15 protein-coding genes and 1 pseudogene are annotated in these 17,612 nt (G+C 43.3%); 11 read left to right on the forward strand and 5 right to left on the reverse strand.

Going from position 1 to position 17,612, the window contains the following annotated elements:
- Positions 1-15: 15 nt before the first annotated feature.
- Both FD723_RS25845 and FD723_RS25850 read right to left on the reverse strand, forming a co-directional pair.
- Positions 16-1,050 carry a fatty acid desaturase gene (locus tag FD723_RS25845; RefSeq protein WP_179067919.1) on the reverse strand — a complete coding sequence of 345 codons (1,035 nt, stop codon included), beginning with the start codon at positions 1,048-1,050 and terminating at the stop codon, positions 16-18.
- Positions 1,051-1,169: 119 nt separating this feature from the next.
- Entirely contained in the window at positions 1,170-1,388 is a 219-nt protein-coding gene (locus FD723_RS25850; RefSeq protein ID WP_179067920.1) for a hypothetical protein, read from the reverse strand.
- Positions 1,389-1,482: 94 nt separating this feature from the next.
- On the opposite strand from FD723_RS25850, the pseudogene FD723_RS25855 reads away from it, so the two are divergent.
- The 5 genes and pseudogenes from FD723_RS25855 to FD723_RS25875 all read left to right on the forward strand — a co-directional run.
- Positions 1,483-1,608, forward strand: a pseudogene (locus FD723_RS25855) (ParA family protein); the annotation flags it as partial.
- A gap of 252 nt (positions 1,609-1,860) precedes the next feature.
- Positions 1,861-2,217: a DUF6717 family protein gene (locus tag FD723_RS25860; protein ID WP_179067921.1), complete on the forward strand. Its 357-nt coding sequence runs from the start codon at positions 1,861-1,863 to the stop codon at positions 2,215-2,217.
- Positions 2,218-2,545: 328 nt separating this feature from the next.
- The gene (locus FD723_RS25865) at positions 2,546-3,706 is read left to right on the forward strand and encodes a KamA family radical SAM protein (RefSeq protein WP_179067922.1); all 1,161 of its coding nucleotides are present in this window, start codon (positions 2,546-2,548) and stop codon (positions 3,704-3,706) included.
- A gap of 112 nt (positions 3,707-3,818) precedes the next feature.
- On the forward strand, positions 3,819-4,214 hold the full coding sequence (locus tag FD723_RS25870; protein ID WP_179067923.1) for an SET domain-containing protein: 396 nt from the start codon (positions 3,819-3,821) through the stop codon (positions 4,212-4,214).
- A gap of 82 nt (positions 4,215-4,296) precedes the next feature.
- Positions 4,297-5,286 carry a D-alanine--D-alanine ligase gene (locus FD723_RS25875; protein WP_179067924.1) on the forward strand — a complete coding sequence of 330 codons (990 nt, stop codon included), beginning with the start codon at positions 4,297-4,299 and terminating at the stop codon, positions 5,284-5,286.
- Positions 5,287-5,411: 125 nt separating this feature from the next.
- On the opposite strand, the gene FD723_RS25880 is transcribed toward FD723_RS25875, so the two are convergent.
- From FD723_RS25880 to FD723_RS25890, 3 genes are all read right to left on the reverse strand, one after another.
- Positions 5,412-6,797, reverse strand: a complete 1,386-nt coding sequence (locus FD723_RS25880; RefSeq protein ID WP_179067925.1) for an MATE family efflux transporter — start codon at positions 6,795-6,797, stop codon at positions 5,412-5,414.
- 458 nt (positions 6,798-7,255) lie between these two features.
- Positions 7,256-9,451, reverse strand: coding sequence for a transglycosylase SLT domain-containing protein (locus tag FD723_RS25885; RefSeq protein ID WP_179067926.1), 2,196 nt, complete (start codon positions 9,449-9,451; stop codon positions 7,256-7,258).
- Between the two features lie 735 nt (positions 9,452-10,186).
- Positions 10,187-10,816: a hypothetical protein gene (locus tag FD723_RS25890; protein WP_179067927.1), complete on the reverse strand. Its 630-nt coding sequence runs from the start codon at positions 10,814-10,816 to the stop codon at positions 10,187-10,189.
- A 902-nt stretch (positions 10,817-11,718) separates the two neighbouring features.
- On the opposite strand from FD723_RS25890, the gene FD723_RS25895 reads away from it, so the two are divergent.
- The 6 genes from FD723_RS25895 to FD723_RS25920 all read left to right on the forward strand — a co-directional run bounded on the left by FD723_RS25895 (position 11,719) and on the right by FD723_RS25920 (position 17,605).
- The gene (locus FD723_RS25895; protein WP_179067928.1) at positions 11,719-12,420 is read left to right on the forward strand and encodes a hypothetical protein; all 702 of its coding nucleotides are present in this window, start codon (positions 11,719-11,721) and stop codon (positions 12,418-12,420) included.
- 367 nt (positions 12,421-12,787) lie between these two features.
- The gene (locus FD723_RS25900) at positions 12,788-13,213 is read left to right on the forward strand and encodes a hypothetical protein (RefSeq protein ID WP_179067929.1); all 426 of its coding nucleotides are present in this window, start codon (positions 12,788-12,790) and stop codon (positions 13,211-13,213) included.
- A gap of 604 nt (positions 13,214-13,817) precedes the next feature.
- Complete coding sequence (locus FD723_RS25905) at positions 13,818-14,291, forward strand: hypothetical protein (RefSeq protein ID WP_179067930.1); 474 nt, start codon at positions 13,818-13,820, stop codon at positions 14,289-14,291.
- Positions 14,288-15,454 carry a PrsW family intramembrane metalloprotease gene (locus FD723_RS25910; protein WP_179067931.1) on the forward strand — a complete coding sequence of 389 codons (1,167 nt, stop codon included), beginning with the start codon at positions 14,288-14,290 and terminating at the stop codon, positions 15,452-15,454. The genes FD723_RS25905 and FD723_RS25910 overlap by 4 nt, the downstream gene beginning before the upstream one ends.
- Before the next feature lie 38 nt (positions 15,455-15,492).
- Complete coding sequence (locus FD723_RS25915) at positions 15,493-15,726, forward strand: hypothetical protein (RefSeq protein ID WP_179067932.1); 234 nt, start codon at positions 15,493-15,495, stop codon at positions 15,724-15,726.
- 115 nt (positions 15,727-15,841) lie between these two features.
- Positions 15,842-17,605, forward strand: coding sequence for a mechanosensitive ion channel family protein (locus FD723_RS25920; RefSeq protein ID WP_256874926.1), 1,764 nt, complete (start codon positions 15,842-15,844; stop codon positions 17,603-17,605).
- The last annotated feature ends 7 nt before the right edge of the window (positions 17,606-17,612 follow it).

Genomic DNA, 17,612 nt, shown 5'->3' on the forward strand with positions numbered 1-17,612 from the left:
ATTAAAATTATGATTTCATTGTATATCATAAACAATGAATGATATATTCATAATTATTCCCCAAAAATTATCTATTTTTAGTTTACCTTGTTCAACGATTGGCATACCTAAGCCATTATAAATTCTTTTAATTCTATTTCGGTGATACCAAAGGATTAAATCACGAAAAAATATGCAATGTGTTACTGTATCAGAATAAAGATTTGCATTAATTTTCGGTAGCTCATACCAGTGAGCTTGAGGTTTATAGTGGTGGGCATTATGATATCCATAGTTAAGAAATATCCAATTAAGCCAGTAGTATTTACGGCTAATTAATGAAGAGTAAGTATTCTTTTGTTCATAATCTTTATTTAGCTTTATTGTTGAACTTCCTAAAGGGATGATGGCAAATGTATGGTGATAACAATCATATACTCTTAAAATATTGAGCATGAGTATATGTGCTAAAAAAATATATAATATGCTCCAAGAATGAATGAAGTATAAAGTGGCAAAAAACATTGAGCGCAGAATAAAAACAACGATAATTCGCCAACGCATATTTTTATATTGTGAACGAATCATCGGTAAAAATAAACTTCTCCATCTTGAAACAAAACTCAAAATAGGAATATAAAAAAATTCTAGTGTTATAATTATTAGTCGTACAATGTATGGCAGACTTAAGACCCAATTAGTAATAGAGAAACCATCATATCCTACTTTGTGACGGTGATGTTCAAGATGCTGATATTTCAGAAGCGTATAGCGAACATAGCAAGCTCCACTAATTATTGTCATTAAAACACCAAAGCCATAATTGACTTTATGTTTTTGAAATATTGTGTCATGTATGAATTCATGGGTTAGTAATGCAGCCCAAATACTTGTATGAGTGATGAGTATTGTACCTAATAAGTTTAACCAGAACTGATCTAATAATATTAAATACAAGCCGAAAAACAAACCTAAAATTGTGTAATTCATAACAAAGATATCTAAAATCAATTTATGGTTAAGCCATGCTTTCCCCTCTGACTCACTAAATGTTTTTATTTTAAATCTCATAGTTTTAAGGACTTGAACTTTCTTTTTATTGCATTAATGACTAGATATCTATGAATTATCAGCTTACACAACTTGACATTTAGTCAAGTTCATAGCGTGATATTATGACCATGATATTGTTAGTTAGAACGTAAAACGTAATAATCATATTGGAAAACCCAGATTTTATCAATACCGTCGCCAAAAAAAGTATGAAGAAAGAGGGCGCTCTTCTGGCAAAATATGCATAGCTTGTTGCCGCAGACATCATCAAAGTAGCTCAAAACCTGATCCAAAAAGCAAATCAGCAGCCAGTGATAAGCGACGCCGAATAGCCCGCCGCAGGCATCACGCTCCAAATTTCTCACCTCGCCCAGTTGTATTACCCCTGCTCTAGCGCTACAATTTGCCAGTATTAGAAGCATTTTTAATTACAACTATAATTTATCACTTGTGAGCAAAACCTGTATTATTGCGCTATTTAACCAATCAGGAGGAGTAGGAAAGACAAGTTTAACTATGAACTTGGGCTACCACCTTGCTCAAAAAAAGAAAAATCGTGTTCTTTTAATAGACTTATATAAGGGCAGCGTTAGGGTGGGGTAAAACCTTGGGTTTTTCAGCTATTTCAGACTTTTGTGTACACCGTAGCCTTTATAAAGAGAGGGATTGAAGGTGAGGTAAACCAGGGACATAAATTGTATGTTATTTAATTCTTATTCCCTAGTTACACAAAGCCTGTAAATTTGGGAATTATACCAATTGCTGTACCTCTACCAACGTATTTGTATGATTATTAAGGTGAAACGGTATTAACTGCAAGTAAACTTTATGAACTCAATCATGGTTATTCATCCCTATAAATTCGGTGAGATGTGGGTGTTTGACGATGAAAATGTAAGTCTAGTTCGGGAGCCTTTTGTGGCAGGGGCGGATGAAATTATTGAAAGAATGGTGGCACACATTCCAGATGCAGAATCAGGGTTCAGTTTGGTATTTTCTGCATTTCCCTTTCCTGGCTATCAACTCAAGTTTGACTGGCACCGTGAAGAATATCGAGGTAACTGGTATTATAGTGCAGATTTAGATCGGGAAGGATGGCTCTGCCCTGCTCTATTTAAGTATTTCGATGAGGCTCCCAAAGAGTTTTACGCTCAGTTTAAAGCGAAGATAAACCGAGCAAGTTGATGAAGCTGATGAAGATCAGAGCATTATGATGAGCCTTTTCAAGAAGCACAATTGCAAAGCTGAGATTTGAAGATTATGAACGCCATGCCGCCAAACATCGCAATAAGTGAGATGAGGTTGGTTGTCAATCATAATTTCCTGTAAATTATTTATCGAAACGGAATTCAGGAGTCAGGAGTCAGAATTCATTCTGAATTCTCCTCAAGGGCTTTTTCTCTATTGATTTAGATTAGGGTAACATTTGTCAATATTTTTCTCTTCTATCGACTAATGTAGCTAAACAAACTAGGCTGTGATTGGTTTATTATTCTCAGCTTTAGTTCTAATCATGATCAAAAAGACTACTCTAGATCCTCTAGTGAGCGATGTTCGGTGTGCAGAAATTTGTCAGATTTTGGGAGAGACTTACAACCAGGAACGCTGGAACGATTGGCGCTGGCAAATGCGGCATCGGTTGACTAAGCTGGAACACTTTCAGCGGTTACTAAGGCTGAGTGCTACCGAAGAACAGGGACTTTTAATCGCACCAGAAAAGTTTGCTGTCGCCGTAACACCATACTTTGCATCACTACTCGATCCAGAAGATCCCTTTTGCCCACTACGGTTACAAGTGATACCACGGCAAGAAGAACTAATCGTCAGTACAGCAGATATGGTAGATCCATGCGGTGAAGACAACGACACCCCAGTGCCAGGACTTGTACACCGTTACCCCGATCGCGTGTTGCTCCTTGCCTTAGATACATGCGCTGCTTATTGCCGTTACTGCACCCGCTCTCGTTTGGTAAGCCAAGGTGAGATGTACCCAGTAACGCGGCGCTTAGATGCGATCGCCACTTACCTAGAAGAACACACCGAAATTCGTGATGTGCTAATTTCCGGTGGCGATCCTTTGTTGATGTCTGATGAACCTTTAGACAATTTGCTTGGGCGGTTACGTGCTATTAAGCACATTGAATTTATCAGAATTGGTTCTCGTGTGCCGAGTTTTTTGCCGCAGCGAATTACACCAGAATTGGTTGCCTTGCTTCGGAAACATCGTGTGTGGCTGTCTTTGCACTTTTGTCATGTGCGGGAACTTACCCCAGAAGTGGCACAAGCTTGCGATCGCCTCGCTGATGGCGGCATTCCTCTAGGCAGTCAAACCGTGCTGTTAAAAGGTGTGAATGATTCTGAAAAAACCCTCAAAAATCTATTTCACGGTCTTCTCAAGCTGCGTGTGCGTCCCTATTATCTTTACCAATGCGACCCAGTAGTTGGCACTGCACATCTGCGAACAAGTGTTCAAACTGGACTGGATTTAATTTCTAAATTGCGCGGTCATACTACTGGGTACGCTGTACCAACCTATGTAATTGATGCCCCTGGTGGTGGTGGCAAAGTCCCCATTCAAGCCGAAACTCTACTTGCTTATGAGAAAGGCACAGCTACAGTGCAAAATTGGGCAGGTAAGAAGTACACATATATAGATCCAGTAGAGCAAGGATAACACTATATATTTGTATATGAGTTGATCGCCATGATCTAAAAGGGACAATTGGAATGATTCTTTTAGATTATGGCAAACTAAAAAACTAAATAATTGCAGGAGATTAGTTGGAATGTTAATTGTTGGTAATACAAACATCAAAGGTCGAGGTGTCTTCGCACAGAAGCACTTTTTAAAGGGAGAAATCATTGAAAGAGCGCCAGTTGTGGTTATACCTGCACAAGAGGTTAAATTGCTCGATCAAACAGTCTTGGGTAACTATTACTATGATTGGGAAGATAAAGCAGCAGCGATCGCCTTCGGTTTAGTGTCCTTGTTTAACCATTCTTACTATCCCAATACGTATTATGTGAAAAACTTCGCTGAACGAGAAGTGGAGTATATTGCCTACCGAGATATCGAAGCAGGAGAAGAAATTACTGCCAACTACAACGGTTCTCCTGACGATAAATCTCCTATATGGTTTGATGTTGTTGATGAGCTATCTTCAACTCAATTGAAGAATTAGTAATTGAAATTATTTTAATTAAGAACCTGATTTGTAAATTCAAGCTAACAGAAAAAGCTTTTTCATTGAGAATTATCGGGCTATGGGGTTATTCATTGGTCTGTGTTATGACCTGAAGGTAGACTACCTGAAGGCTGGTTTTAGTGCATCTGAGGTGATGGAGTTCGACGATGAAGAAACTATTATCGGGCTGGAAAATGCCCTATTTAAGTTAGGTCATCAGGTTGAACGTGTGGGCAATGGTAGAGAACTTGCTGGACGATTGGCTAAAGGCGATCACTGGGATCTGGTTTTCAATATTGCTGAGGGTTTAAAGGGTCGCTCCCGCGAAGCCCAAGTCCCGGCAGTCTGCGAGTTATTTGCTCAACCTTACACCTTTTCCGATCCACTCACCTGCGCCCTAACGCTAGATAAGGCGCTTGCTAAAAGAGTAGTGCGCGATCGCGGTTTGCCAACAGCCCCCTTTGAAGTGGTGAGTACTACCGCAGAAGCAGCAGCCGTATCGCTATCAATGCCACTTTTCCTCAAACCTTTGGCGGAGGGCAGTTCTAAAGGGATAACTGGGCGTTCTCTTGTCAAAGAACGCGAGGAACTAGTAAATACTTATGAATTGTTACGTGAACTTTTTCAGCAACCACTACTCATAGAAACCTTTCTTCCAGGTCGAGAAGTAACAGTGGGTATTGTTGGCAACGGCAGCAACTCACGAGTAGTAGGTGTGATGGAAGTAATTTTTACAGGACAAGCTGAAGCTTTTGCTTATACCACCCTTAACAAGGATGAGTATCTAGAACGGGTATCTTATCGTTTGCTCATAGATCCCGAACCACTGGCAGCACAGGCGAGGCAGCTAGCGCTCGATGCTTACCATACCCTTGGTTGCCGAGACGCTGCCCGTGTGGATCTGCGGTGCGATGCTAACGGTGTATTGCACTTTATGGAGGTTAACCCACTGCCAGGACTACACCATATCCGCTCAGACCTAGTAATTATGGGACGTTTAGGTGGTGTGACATACACAGAAATCATTGCTGAAATAGTCGATTCTGCATGGCAAAGGTACAAAGGTTGAAGTTTTTAGGGTGTTGCTGAATCGAGGTATGAATTTGGATGTAGAGACGTTGCAATGTAACTTCTCTACAAGGATTTTTAAATAACGCAAAATTATTTTTCATACCGTAATCAGCAACGCCGTTTTTAGGTTTGTTCAACAGACTCAATCTCGGAAGTCAAAAGATAAAAACGCCCAATCAAAAACACCGCACCCATGAGTAGCCCTAGCATTAAACCCAACCATAAACCTATCGGGCCCCAACCAAAAGTAAATGCCATTAGATAGCCCCCACCTAGACCTACTCCCCAGTAAGCAAACATAGTGATTAAGGTTGGTATTCGGGTATCTTTCAAGCCGATCAAAGCAGCAGCAGCAATAGTCTGAATAGAATAAAATATCTGGACTATTGCTGCTACGCCTAGAAAATAAATTGCCGTTTTAATTATTTCGATATTATCTAAATTACTGGTATCCAAATACATTGCCACAATATAGTTAGGAAATAGCAAAAAAATTAGTGCCACAATACTCACGCAGGGAGTAGCAAGGGCAATGCAGACAAATCCCGCTCTGCTTGCACCCTTAAGGTCATTTTGTCCCCTCAACTGTCCTACTCTCATCGTGACGGCATAGGAAATACCTATAGATATTGTTTCGACAAAACTTTCTGTTTCGACAGTAATTTCATGGGCTGCTAAAGTCTCTGTCCCAAACCACCCCATCATTAAAGCAGTGGCAGTGAATACTCCAATTTCTGCTCCATACTGTAATCCCAAAAACCATCCAGTTTGGAAGATATCTAAAAACATATCTTTATCAAAGTGATGCAGAGCGGAATCAAGTTGGTAATCTTTAAAGTAGTTATCCAAGCAAATCCAACTGGCGGCAGCGATAAAATTCAGCCAAAAAATGAGTACGCTTGCCCAACCAATACCAGCTAACCCAAGGGCTGGGAAACCAAATTTACCGAACATTAAGATGTAATTGGCAGCCCCATTCAATAATAGTCCAGCTACCGTAATTACTATTAAGAATTGGGGGCGATTGAGGGCAGAGCTAACTTCTTTTAAAATACAAAAACCAAGTGCAGCAGGAAAACCCCAAACAATAGACCGTAAATAGGTTTGAGCCAATAATACATTGCTTTCTTCTTGACCAGTCACCAGTAGGATATAGTCAAAGTGCCAAATAATAAACATCACAGGTAAGCACATCGTCACTGCTAACCAAATTCCTTGACCGGTAGCACGGCTAACTTGCTCTATTTTTCCTGCACCAAAAGCATTTGCAACACTCACACCCGCAGCGGAAAGAATAGAACGACAAATAGAAGCTAGAGTCGAAAAGGTAACAGCACCTAAAGCACCCGCAGCTAAAGCTTGGCTGTTAAGTAAGCCCATCATCACCCCATCTAATAAAGGAATGCCCGCTTCTAATATTTGAGTAATTACTAAAGGTACTGCCAATTGCAGGCAGGCTTGGATTTCTAATATCAGTTCTGACTTAAATTCTTTTGAAGTTAACTCCATTGGGCACGAAAATTAAGGGGGGTGCAAAAAAAGTAACACTTAAGTATATATTAAGATATATTAACACTTAGGTAACTCCAAGAAATAAATTATCCAACATTGTGGGGTTGGCATCCTACCATAGGTGTCAACTTAAGCTGAAACCCTTTTCAAATCTCGTTTCCAGCCGGAGGCTGGAAATGCAACTCAAAAGCGGCTCTGTCGCCAGTTCGAGAGGCGGAGCCTCAACGACAAGCATTCCCAGTCGGAGACTGGGAACGAGGCAATCTAAAAGCTAGTTCTAGATTTGGTTTCACGTTAAGTTGACACCAATGTACCCTGGGGGAAGCCGCAACTCTTGGAGACGTGAACGCGAGTGCGTCTACATGAATTACCCCTACATCTTGCGATATAATTTCGTACCGCATTTGAGTGAGAACAGCTATAACTCAACATTCACAACTCATAACTTTCTCAGATTATCGCGCTGGTAGTTTTGGGTGTGTAGTCGAGTATTTGGCGACGATGCCAGATATCTCTGGGTTGTAAAGCCTGAGATAATTCCAGTAGTTGCCAAATACTTGCCGCACATAATTTTTGGTTTCATCAAAGGGAATTTCTTCAACAAACTCGTCTGGATCTTGTGTAGTTAGAGTTTGCAGCCATTTGGAGACATTGCCAGGGCCAGCATTGTAACTAGCGATCGCCAACAGAGAGTTATTGTTATATTGCTGATGAGTATGATCCAAATACCATGTACCTAGCATGATGTTATCGTTGGGATTTTCTAGGTTTATGGTTTTGAAATCCACCTTGATTTGTGGGGCAATCCATTGAGCGGTGCTTGGTAACAGCTGCATTAAACCAGTGGCGTTAGCACTGGATTTGATTTTTGGCTCAAACCGTGATTCCTGACGGATTAAGGCAGTGACTAACAGCGGATTGAGTTTACGCTCAGTAGACCACTTTTCAATCTCCCGAAGATAGGGAAATGGATAACGGGCTTGCCAGTAGGTGATTTGTTTGCTCAGAGTTTGATATTGGGCCAGTTCTGCGGGGATTTCGCGGTCTTCCAATTTAGAAATTTTGTCAATTCCGATGAGATTTTCTCCCTTAGCCTGCCGCATCAACCCTTCAGTAAACTGCTCTGCTACCGTTGGCTGAAGTTTGTTCTGAAATTCTGTTTGCCATTGTAACCAGGCATCGCGGTCTTGACCCAGCAGATATAATTCTTTGAAAGTCTCAGAACCAGCAGGCGGTACTGGACGTTGGGGTGCAATTACTTCTGGGTTCATGGCGCGCACATTATCAAAGTTGCCGACATTTAGCCCTAGCATGGTTGCGGCTCGCCAAGCATAGTAAGAATAAGGAAACTGGCTAATCACATATTCATAAGCAGTTTTAGAATCCTGCTGCTTGCCTAGTAAAGCCGTCCATTTACCTACCCAAAAGCCTGCTCTCGGAGCCAAAATACTGTTGGGGTTGTTGGTAACAATTGGTTCTGCCCATTGCCAAGCACCGACGTAATCTTTAACATTGGCTTTATCTTGGGCTATTTTCCAGCGATATTCTGCGGCTTCATCAGAATTACCGTATTTAGCTATGAGTATTTGCCATGCGGCGCTAGCTGACTTTTGATCCTTGAGAGTTTGGAGAGTTTTAGCTTTTTGTGCCAGTGCAGTACCAGCAAGTTTTGGAAATTTACTAATTACCTGATCGAGATAGGGTAAGCCGTCTTTAGGGATTTTTGCGGTTTCTGCTAACCGTAGTAGAGCATTCCCAGTTTCCTCAGTATTTGGAAATTGTTGCACCAATTGTTTGTAGGTGGCGATCGCTATTTCTTTATCTTTGCCTCCCACCTGTAACCCTCGTGCGGTACGGTAGAGGTTACGCGATGTTTTGGGTGCTTTGGCATAAGCATTGGCCGCTTTCAGAAATTGACTATTTTCCCAATAGCTTGTACCAATTAGTTCCCAATTTTCGGGTTTCAGGGTAGGCTGTTTGACTAACTGATCTAAAACGCCTACTATGCCTGGTTGGTCATAAGCATAAGTAGCCAAAATCAATTGTAAATTGGGCTGATTGGGATTTTCTTGCAAGCGTTTGCGAATAATTTCCCAAGTTAGAGGATTGCTAGGAAATTGAGCGATCGCGGTTTCTTGTTGCTTCGGTTGAGCAATTAGATATAGCGCTTTCACGCTGGCCGCTTCTTTGGGATACTGTTTCAGCACCTTTTGCCTGAGATCCGAGGCTTTGCCATCCTCACCCAGCATATCTTCTGCCTGGGCAAGTTTGAGCAAAATATAGGGCGCGAGGATGGGATAGTCTTTTTCTAGTCCTTGGAGTAAAACTAAGGCTTTTTTCCCTTGGGTTCTTTCAATGTAATCACTCGCCAAAAGATAACGAGCGCGATTTCGGTCTGGCGATTGCGATTCTTGGGCGATCGCTGCTAGTTTTGCCGCCCGTTCTGGCAGCGATTGTGATATCAGTGGAAAGACGGCTGATTGAGCCTTACTCGCCTCTGATGTTTGCTCCGTTTTATTCTGACTCAGTTTGAGCCATTTCCCTAGAGATTTGCCGATCTCCGGTGCTGATACCATTGCCCCAGCTAAAAAGGCAAACAGTGCTGCACCCGCGATTATCGAAATTTGCTTTTTCTGTAGTTTCTTCAGCATGAATACCCGCTGAAAAGTTCCGGTGAATTTCTTGAAACTCTAACACTCCTAACCATCAGTGTTACCAAATTTTAATTTTAGATTTTTTATTTTATGTAGAAAAATACTAATTTTCAATCCTACACTTGGCAGTATTGAGTAGATAGCACATATTAGATACTATTACATCTACCTTGGGTATATCATAAATGCAATTCGTCGCCACCACTTGGTAGTGAAAACCCAATCCCCAATCCTTTTTACGTCAATACAGTTCGCATAAGCACTCTTCACTTTTCTTATGGTCTGGGAATTGGTTAAAGGAGAAGGGGTAAAGGATGTATTTACAACTTTCCCCCTTTCCCCTTTAACCGATATTCACAAAAAAATTTCATGTTAAAAATGTATCGTGATTATTCAGAAAAATAACGAATCAGAATTGGTAAGGCGATCGCGAAGTGCTACTGTCAGTTAGAGATAAGAAGCTTTTGCGTTATGTGTCATATTTAATAACGCTGCATATATCTTGCAAACCTTTTTATTTTTCTCTGCTACCCTAGTTGATTGAGCCGATACGTAACATCCACTCCTTAAGGCACAATGTATGAAACTCTGATTGTTTCGTGAATAAGCATTGTCCAAGGGAATTCTCATACATTGTGCCTGAATCAAGGAATGCGGGTTTCAGCTTTCTCGGCTAACTTTTAAAACATCCTTTCAATGCCCTCTAAATTCGATTGTGTTTCCAGATAGCAACTACTTCTGACAATCTCCTGAACCTCCTGTGTAAACGATCGATTGATAGCGTCCTTGGTCTGTTTGAATTGTTACACAGTAGTTGGTTTTACCTTCTAGCCAGTAGCCGTAGCCTGAATTATCACTCTTGACCCATCGATAGCCCCGTTCTTTCACTGCGTTTTCTGCCTGTCCAGCCCTTGCCCCAACTAGATCGCGCAACCGAGGGACGGTAGTACCTGCTTCCGGCTGACGCCTAGCAGCAACCCTACCATTTCTGTTACCTGAGTTTTGTCGATTGGCAGATGTATCCCAATAGACAAAAATCGACTCATTGGCCAGACGATAAATCTGTCCTCGATCGCCAAGTCCAGCTTGTCGATAGGCAGCATTACCATTTTGATCGCGATAATTGCCGGGTCGATTACCCGAAGGGAGCAGGTCATAGCTATTACCATTTTCCAGTTGAATGCTAACCGTACCCTGCCGTTGGGAAAAGGTACACGGCCCAGAAGATGTGGCGCGGTCTTCTCCTTTTGGGAATACATCACAACGGGCATTCACAGTATCGGCTTTGACGGATGCGGGAAAACTCAAAGAAGCGATCGCCAGTGCTACCGCTAAAAAAGAATTTGAAGATTTGATCGCCATAAAACTCCTGAGTTATGACAACGAAGATAACGTTTTATATCATCCCCTAAATGTGTATTTGCTAGTTAACATTTGTAAACCTTCTTAATCAGTGGATCGAAAATTTTTTCAGAAGCCTGATCAGTCCTTAATTTTTCCTTGGAAACACCATTGCCTAAATCAGCTTCTAATCTACCTTTCAAGCACCTCTGTTCTGGATGTAGAGCTTTCAAAAATTTTCGTTCTACTGAAATTAATTGATGATAGAGAATTAAAGTAGGACGATGACCGACACTAAGACTTAGTTATTCAATCACTTTACCAAGAAGGGGAAAGGGGAAAGGGTACAGAATTTATAACTTTTCCCCACAAGGTATAAAGCCCCTGTTTTTAAATAGGTCGAACAAAAAAAGAAGATAATACCCGCCACGTAGTGCGTTCGCCCTTGGCGTCTTGTAGAGAGAAGGAAGCCGCGTCTTTATTTGAAACCCCTGCTTTTAAGTCACTGGTTCCCTTTTCCCTTTTCCCTTTTTTATCAGAGATTATGTTCCTGTTTAATCGCTTCTTCCATTCAATAATTCGGTTTGTGCTAGTCAGTGTGATGACGATCGCAATGGTACTTGGTTGGAGTGCGATCGCTTGTGCAGAGGAACAGTTGCAGTAAGTTTTTCCCCTCTGCCCCTCTGCTCCATCAAACGCCTGAAACTTTTGAGAAATGCGGGCTTACCAGAACGGTTAAAATCTTTTGCTGGACAACGTTCTGTAAGTAAAAATAATCACTTAATTATACAAAAACGGTATCATATGGTATTATTTTTTGGCGTTGGCAAAACTTTTCGGTCTACTGACTCTACCATTCAACCTCCTGGTGATAGAGCGATCCAATCAATTTATATATATTCAAAACAACAATCAACATAACAATGAAAACATTGCGAGCTTTAACGCCGATCGCGCTGGGTTTACTCACGCTTACAGTCGCAAGTTCTGTAAATGCTCAAGCGATAATCGATACTGTAGACAATGGTAATTTAAGTGTGACGGGGATGACACGAGGAAGCGGTTGCACAGTCCTTTTTAGCCCTCGAGGGGAGCTACTTCAAAATGGTCGTTCCTGTAGTTCAAAAGAAATTGGTAAAGCTCAAGCTGCGATCGATACCTATCTCCGGGAGCAAGGCGCACCTGAGCGCAACAGTGGCAACTCAATGCGGCAAAGACTGACCTTAATCTGCTACGGTGAAGGTCGCAAGCCAGGTATTGAAAGCCGCAACAGCTATGAATGGAACTCAAGTCGTCATCGCTATGAACTGCAAAATCGTATAGAGTCTTCGACAGACGAGTTTGATTCTGAGGTTCAAGTCGAGATTCGTAATAGGCAGGGAAAAATTCATCTGGCCGGAAAGCTCATCCCACCAATTAATTCAGGCGGTACTGATGGATGGTGGAACCTCAAGGATCTTCGTGTCACACCTGAGCAAATCACGGGAAAATACGAAGTAAATGGGCTAAATCATCCGCGTGTTGAGATCGATCGACGCAGTGGACGGATTGCCATTAATGGGATTGAGAATTTCCGTGGTACTTGCGATTCCGGTGACTGGAGCAGTGGCAGAACTCGTTTCTAGTCTGCTGTATTGTTGGGTTTCGTCTTTGTCTTGACGAAACCCATGTCTTCGCAGGTTGCAAACTCGCTCTATCGGTGGCATCAAGACCTTCTTGTTTAGCAGTGAAGACTTAATGTTGGTGCAGACGCGATCGCATTGCTCCCTTCGACACTAGCTAATAGGCGAAAAATTGAGGTAAGTCTGAAGAAATATTAAAGGCAAAACGATAAAACAACAATCAAGATACATTTAGATAGATTTGAATACCATCAACAACATAGTACCAATCTTCAAATTTGAAGATTAATACTTTTGCTTGGGGTAATTTAATTAAGCTGAACGGGTTGCTAATTAATTAGAACAATAAGCAATGAGGAGAAACTATCACATGAAAAACTCTGCCTTGACTCTTATTCGTAGTGTTTTAGCCGCCTCAGTCATCACCACATCGCTCACATTTAGCTTCACTGCACCGTCGTTAGCTCAGGCTCATACGACTGTACGGTTTTCCACTGGCAAAGACAACACTTATATACAGTCTTCGATCGCGGGCAACCAATACCATGACTACATTCTGAATGCGCGGGCAGGACAGACGATATCGGTTTCGTTGATTACCAAAGGAGCAGCATACTTCAACATTCTTTCACCAGACAGCACAGATCGGGCAATTTATAACAGCTCAATATCGGGCAACGATGGAAACATTCGTTTGTCAGAGAGTGGCAACTATACAGTTCGTGTGTATCTAAAGGGTGGCAATAAGGATAGAAATCGAACGGTTCCTTTTGAACTTTCAGTCGGTATCTTGTGATGGTTGCTTTTCAATACTAAACAAAAGCTTGAAAACTGTTAAGAGCGATGCGATAAACGTATCGCTCCTAACAGTTTTCTCGATCGCTGGAAGTGCAACAGTCCAAACACCTCCAACAGCGTATTATACGCGGGATCTTAGGCAGAAATTTTCTGCCCAATATAAGGAAACTCCAAAAAATAAATTATCCAATTTTTGGAATCACAACGACTTTTCCTCCCCCTGCTCTCTGCTCCTCTGCCCTAAAAGCAATGGGATATTTTTTTATTTGGAATTCCCTAATATAGTTCGGTGGCTACCAACCAATACTTCTCGGGTTTTGCATTTTTAACTCGGAATCAGGTTTGGGTTAAAGGTTTTTTCTTTCCTTTTCCCCTTAACCGAGAAGTATTGGGCTACCAACGACCATCTTTTGAGACATGGTAAAACACAAATCACCCTCATCAGCTTCACGCCTGTTTAGCACCGCAAAAAGGAAAATTGTATGTCCCCCCTAAGACACGAAGCCCCTGTACCGGTTGAATATCGACTGCTTGGACTCGATCGTCGCCTCATTTGGCCGACGGCGAGCGTTTATCTTGTGGTGTTTTTATGGTCTGGAGTCATGCCAGCCATCAACGAGGCTGTTCATAACAAGGAGGTTTTAGCAGGGACAGTTTATAATGTCGGTCCTGTAAGTTTTACGCCAACCCAAGGCTGGGTGATAACTAAAGTCCCATTCCCTGCCGGGAGTTCATCAAACGCAGTGGTCTTCAAAGATGGCGTCACGTTTAGCGTCAAAAGCGGCGTCTGGAAGGGAACTGCCGAGGAACTCCTCAACCAGATCGTGAAAGACCAGAATGAATTTGTTGTCGAGGGTAAACCAGTTCCCTTTACAACACCGCAAAAGGTTGCCGGAGTAGCTAAGAGAATTAATGGTTCCGACTATACTGGTCTACTGCTCGCATACGTCGATCGCAAGGGTCAGGCAGTCGAAGTGATTGTGAAGGGCCCGGCCGCTACCTCCACACAACTGGAGCAACCGATCGCTGACATGATTAAGAGCATCACATTTAAACCAAAGGAGGGCGATTCGTGATTAGCACTTCAAAGAGTGAGGACACAATCCGCAAAGCTGCCATCGATCGTTCAGGCTGGAGCAATTCCGTCCGATTTTTTCAGCCGCACAACCCGGCGTGCTACCTGTATTGGTTGCTCGTGCTGAAAGGCATTTACGTCTTCTGCGGACTTTTGTTCGGCAGCGCCATCTATCCCAGCGCTCTGTTCATCGCCCTCTCGTCTCAGGCACTCTATTGCCTGCCTTGGATCTGGTTTCTCACGCACAAAGATCGGTATGAACGTGAGCCAGCCAAGCTTGCGCTCCTCGGCTTCCTCTGGGGCGGACTAGTAGCGCCGTGGGTCATGGCGCTCCCTGGCAATGGTGCAATCCTATCGCTATTTGCGAAGCTGACCAGCTTCGACTTTTATAGCCATTGGAGTCCGGCCCTCACGGCACCCATCGTGGAGGAAAGCTCCAAATTCGTCGGACTCGTCATGCTCGCTTTACTAGCACGCAACCATTTCCGCAACGCCTACGACGGGTTTCTGCTTGGTGCGTTTGTGGGTCTCGGCTTTCAGGTCTTTGAAGACGTGTCTTACATTGTGGGCGCCCCCGACGCCAGCTTTGGGTCACAGCAGGTTGCTGGTACGTTGCATGTGTTGATTGTACGCATAGCGACCGGTTTCTGGAGTCACTCGCTCTACACGGCGGTTGCGGGTACGGGGTTTGGCTACTTCCTAGAAGCGAAAAATCGCTCGTTCGTCCATCGGCTCGGGGTTTTGGTAGGTTTCTTTCTGTTGGCTTGTCTGGCTCATGGCTGTTGGGATGCCATTATTGGGTTTATCGGCTTCGGGCCCATTGGCATCGCCATTGGAACGGTTGCGATTTTGTTTGCGTGGCGGTTCTCCGAACAGCGTCAGCGCAAGTTTGTCCGCGTCCTCTTGGCTGACGATGTTGCAAACGGAATCGTGACAGAAGCCGAACTGGCTGCGATTTCCAACCGACCGAAAGATCGGCGAGCTTACCTAAGAGAGATCAAGTCCTCATCCGGGCCTGACACGGCAAAACGCGCCGGGTTCATACTCGATGCGGCGATCGATCTTGCAGCAGCAATTGCATCTACAGACAGTCTCGATAGTCCGGCAGCCAAAGCCGCGCGTGCGGAGATTGCGAGGGTGCGCGGTGCAACACAGTTAGGTTGATTAGAGTAGATCCAGCCGAAATGCCGAGGCGATCGAGAGTGCCTGATACAGTAGAGCATGACTCCAAGAGCAAGGTGAGCATGGCTTCAAGATCGGAGTTGCTCAATCACTTTACCAAGAAGGGGAAAAGAGGAAAGGGAAAAGGGAAAAGGGAAAAGGGAACCAGTGACTTAAAAGCAGGGGTTTCAAATAAAGACGCAGCTTCCTTCTCTCTACAAGACGCCAAGGGCGAACGCACTACGTGGCGGGTATTATCTTCTTTTTTTGTTTGACCTATTTAAAAACAGGGGCTTTATACCTTGTGGGGAAAAGTTATAAATTCTGTACCCTTTTCCCTTTCCCCTTTCCCCTTTTCCCTTTCCCCTTTCCCCTTTTTTACCAGAGATTATGTTCCTGTTTAATCGCTTCCTCCATTCAATAATTCGGTTTGTGCTAGTCAGCGTGATGACGATCGCAATAGTACTTGGTTGGAGTGCGATCGCTCATAGTCAACTGCCTTCGTTACCTACCGCAGCTTCCAACGATCCGCGCCAGCCGCCTAGTGGTGTTACCCGCCTCGGTATGTATGAAATTGCCTCTGTGCATTCACCCTTAGACAGAAACTTATTGTTTGAGATTGTCTCTCCCACTATTTTTAATCGTAGCCAACCGCCAGACGGATCTCTTCCAGTAGAGGTACGTGCCGAAGAAATTACGCAACGGCTGATTCGAGCGCTCGACCGAACTAACAAAGCTAAACAAACTCCTCTGGTTTCTATTGCCATTTTGAATCAGGATTTAATCCTCCAGCTCAGTGACGATCAAACGACCCGTCCTTTAAGGCTGGTAACAGTAACAGAGCCGGATGGTGACTACCACGGGAAAACTCTGGAAGAATTGGCGCAGGAGTGGCAAAAAATATTACAAGCAGAAGTAGAACGCATTAATAGACTCTTCTCGCATGAGATATTGTGGCAACGAATTGTGCAGGCAATGCAAATTAGCATCGGCTTACTATTGGGAAGTGTTGTGTTGTGGTTACTGCGGCGAACTCTAATTCGCAAACAGACGGCATTGGAAGTTCGCCATCAAGAGCAGATAGCTGCGGTGAAACAGGGTGTGGTCAAGCGAGCTGAGGGAGAAACATCCACAACTATTCACACAATAGAAACCAGCGAAAAGAAAACAGATGCAGACACGATCGCCCATCAGCGATCGCAGTTTCTAGAAACGATCCGGCGACAGTTCAGCCTCAAGCGCCAACTGGGGATCTATTCTCTGCTCACATGGCTACTGTTTTGGGCATTTATTCTAATGTGGTACATCGGGATTGTGGTCATCATGTATAGCGTCCCCTACCTCATGAGATGGTCGAAGGATGCTTTAGCCAGACCCCTGGCGCTACTGATTATTTGGTTTTTCATCAGTCTTGTTATTCGGATTGGCAAAACCTTAATTGACCGCCTCACTGATGTCTGGACAACACATTCCTATCTCCCTTTGAGTGAAACTCAAAGGATTGCGCTACGAGCTGCAACAGTTTCCGGGGCACTCAAAGGATTAATCACTTTTATTTTCATTACTTTGGGTATCTTGCATTCTTTAAACGCATTTAATATGCCCACCAGTTCAATTTTAGCAGGGGGCGCTGTCATCGGTATCGCCATTTCTCTTGGTTCCCAAAGTCTGATTAAAGATTTGGTCAATGGCTGCTTGATTTTGATGGAGGATCAATTTGCTGTGGGAGATGTAATTGAGATTGGGGATAAAAGCGGACTGGTGGAAAATCTCAATCTACGGGTGACTCAACTACGTAATAACGAAGGTAAACTAATTACCATTCCCAATAGCAATATCATGAATGTCAGCAATCTAACCCGTCTCTGGTCGCGGGTAGACTTTTCCATTGTAGTGGCGTATGAAAACGACCCCAAGCAGGTTTTAGAGATTCTCAAGCAAGTATGCAAACAATTGTATAGCGAAGTAGAATGGCGCGATCGCCTGCTAGAACCGCCCCAAGTGTTGGGGATTGATGACCTATCTCATACAGGTATGTCAGTGCGCGTCTGGATTAAAACCGCACCTATGGAACAATGGAGCGTTGGGCGAGAGTTCCGTCTACGGGTACGGCAAGCCTTTGAAGCCAACAATATTCAGATTCACGCAAATTGAGGATTGT

It is taken from the genome of Nostoc sp. C052, assembly GCF_013393905.1.
In the GTDB taxonomy this organism is placed as follows: domain Bacteria; phylum Cyanobacteriota; class Cyanobacteriia; order Cyanobacteriales; family Nostocaceae; genus Nostoc.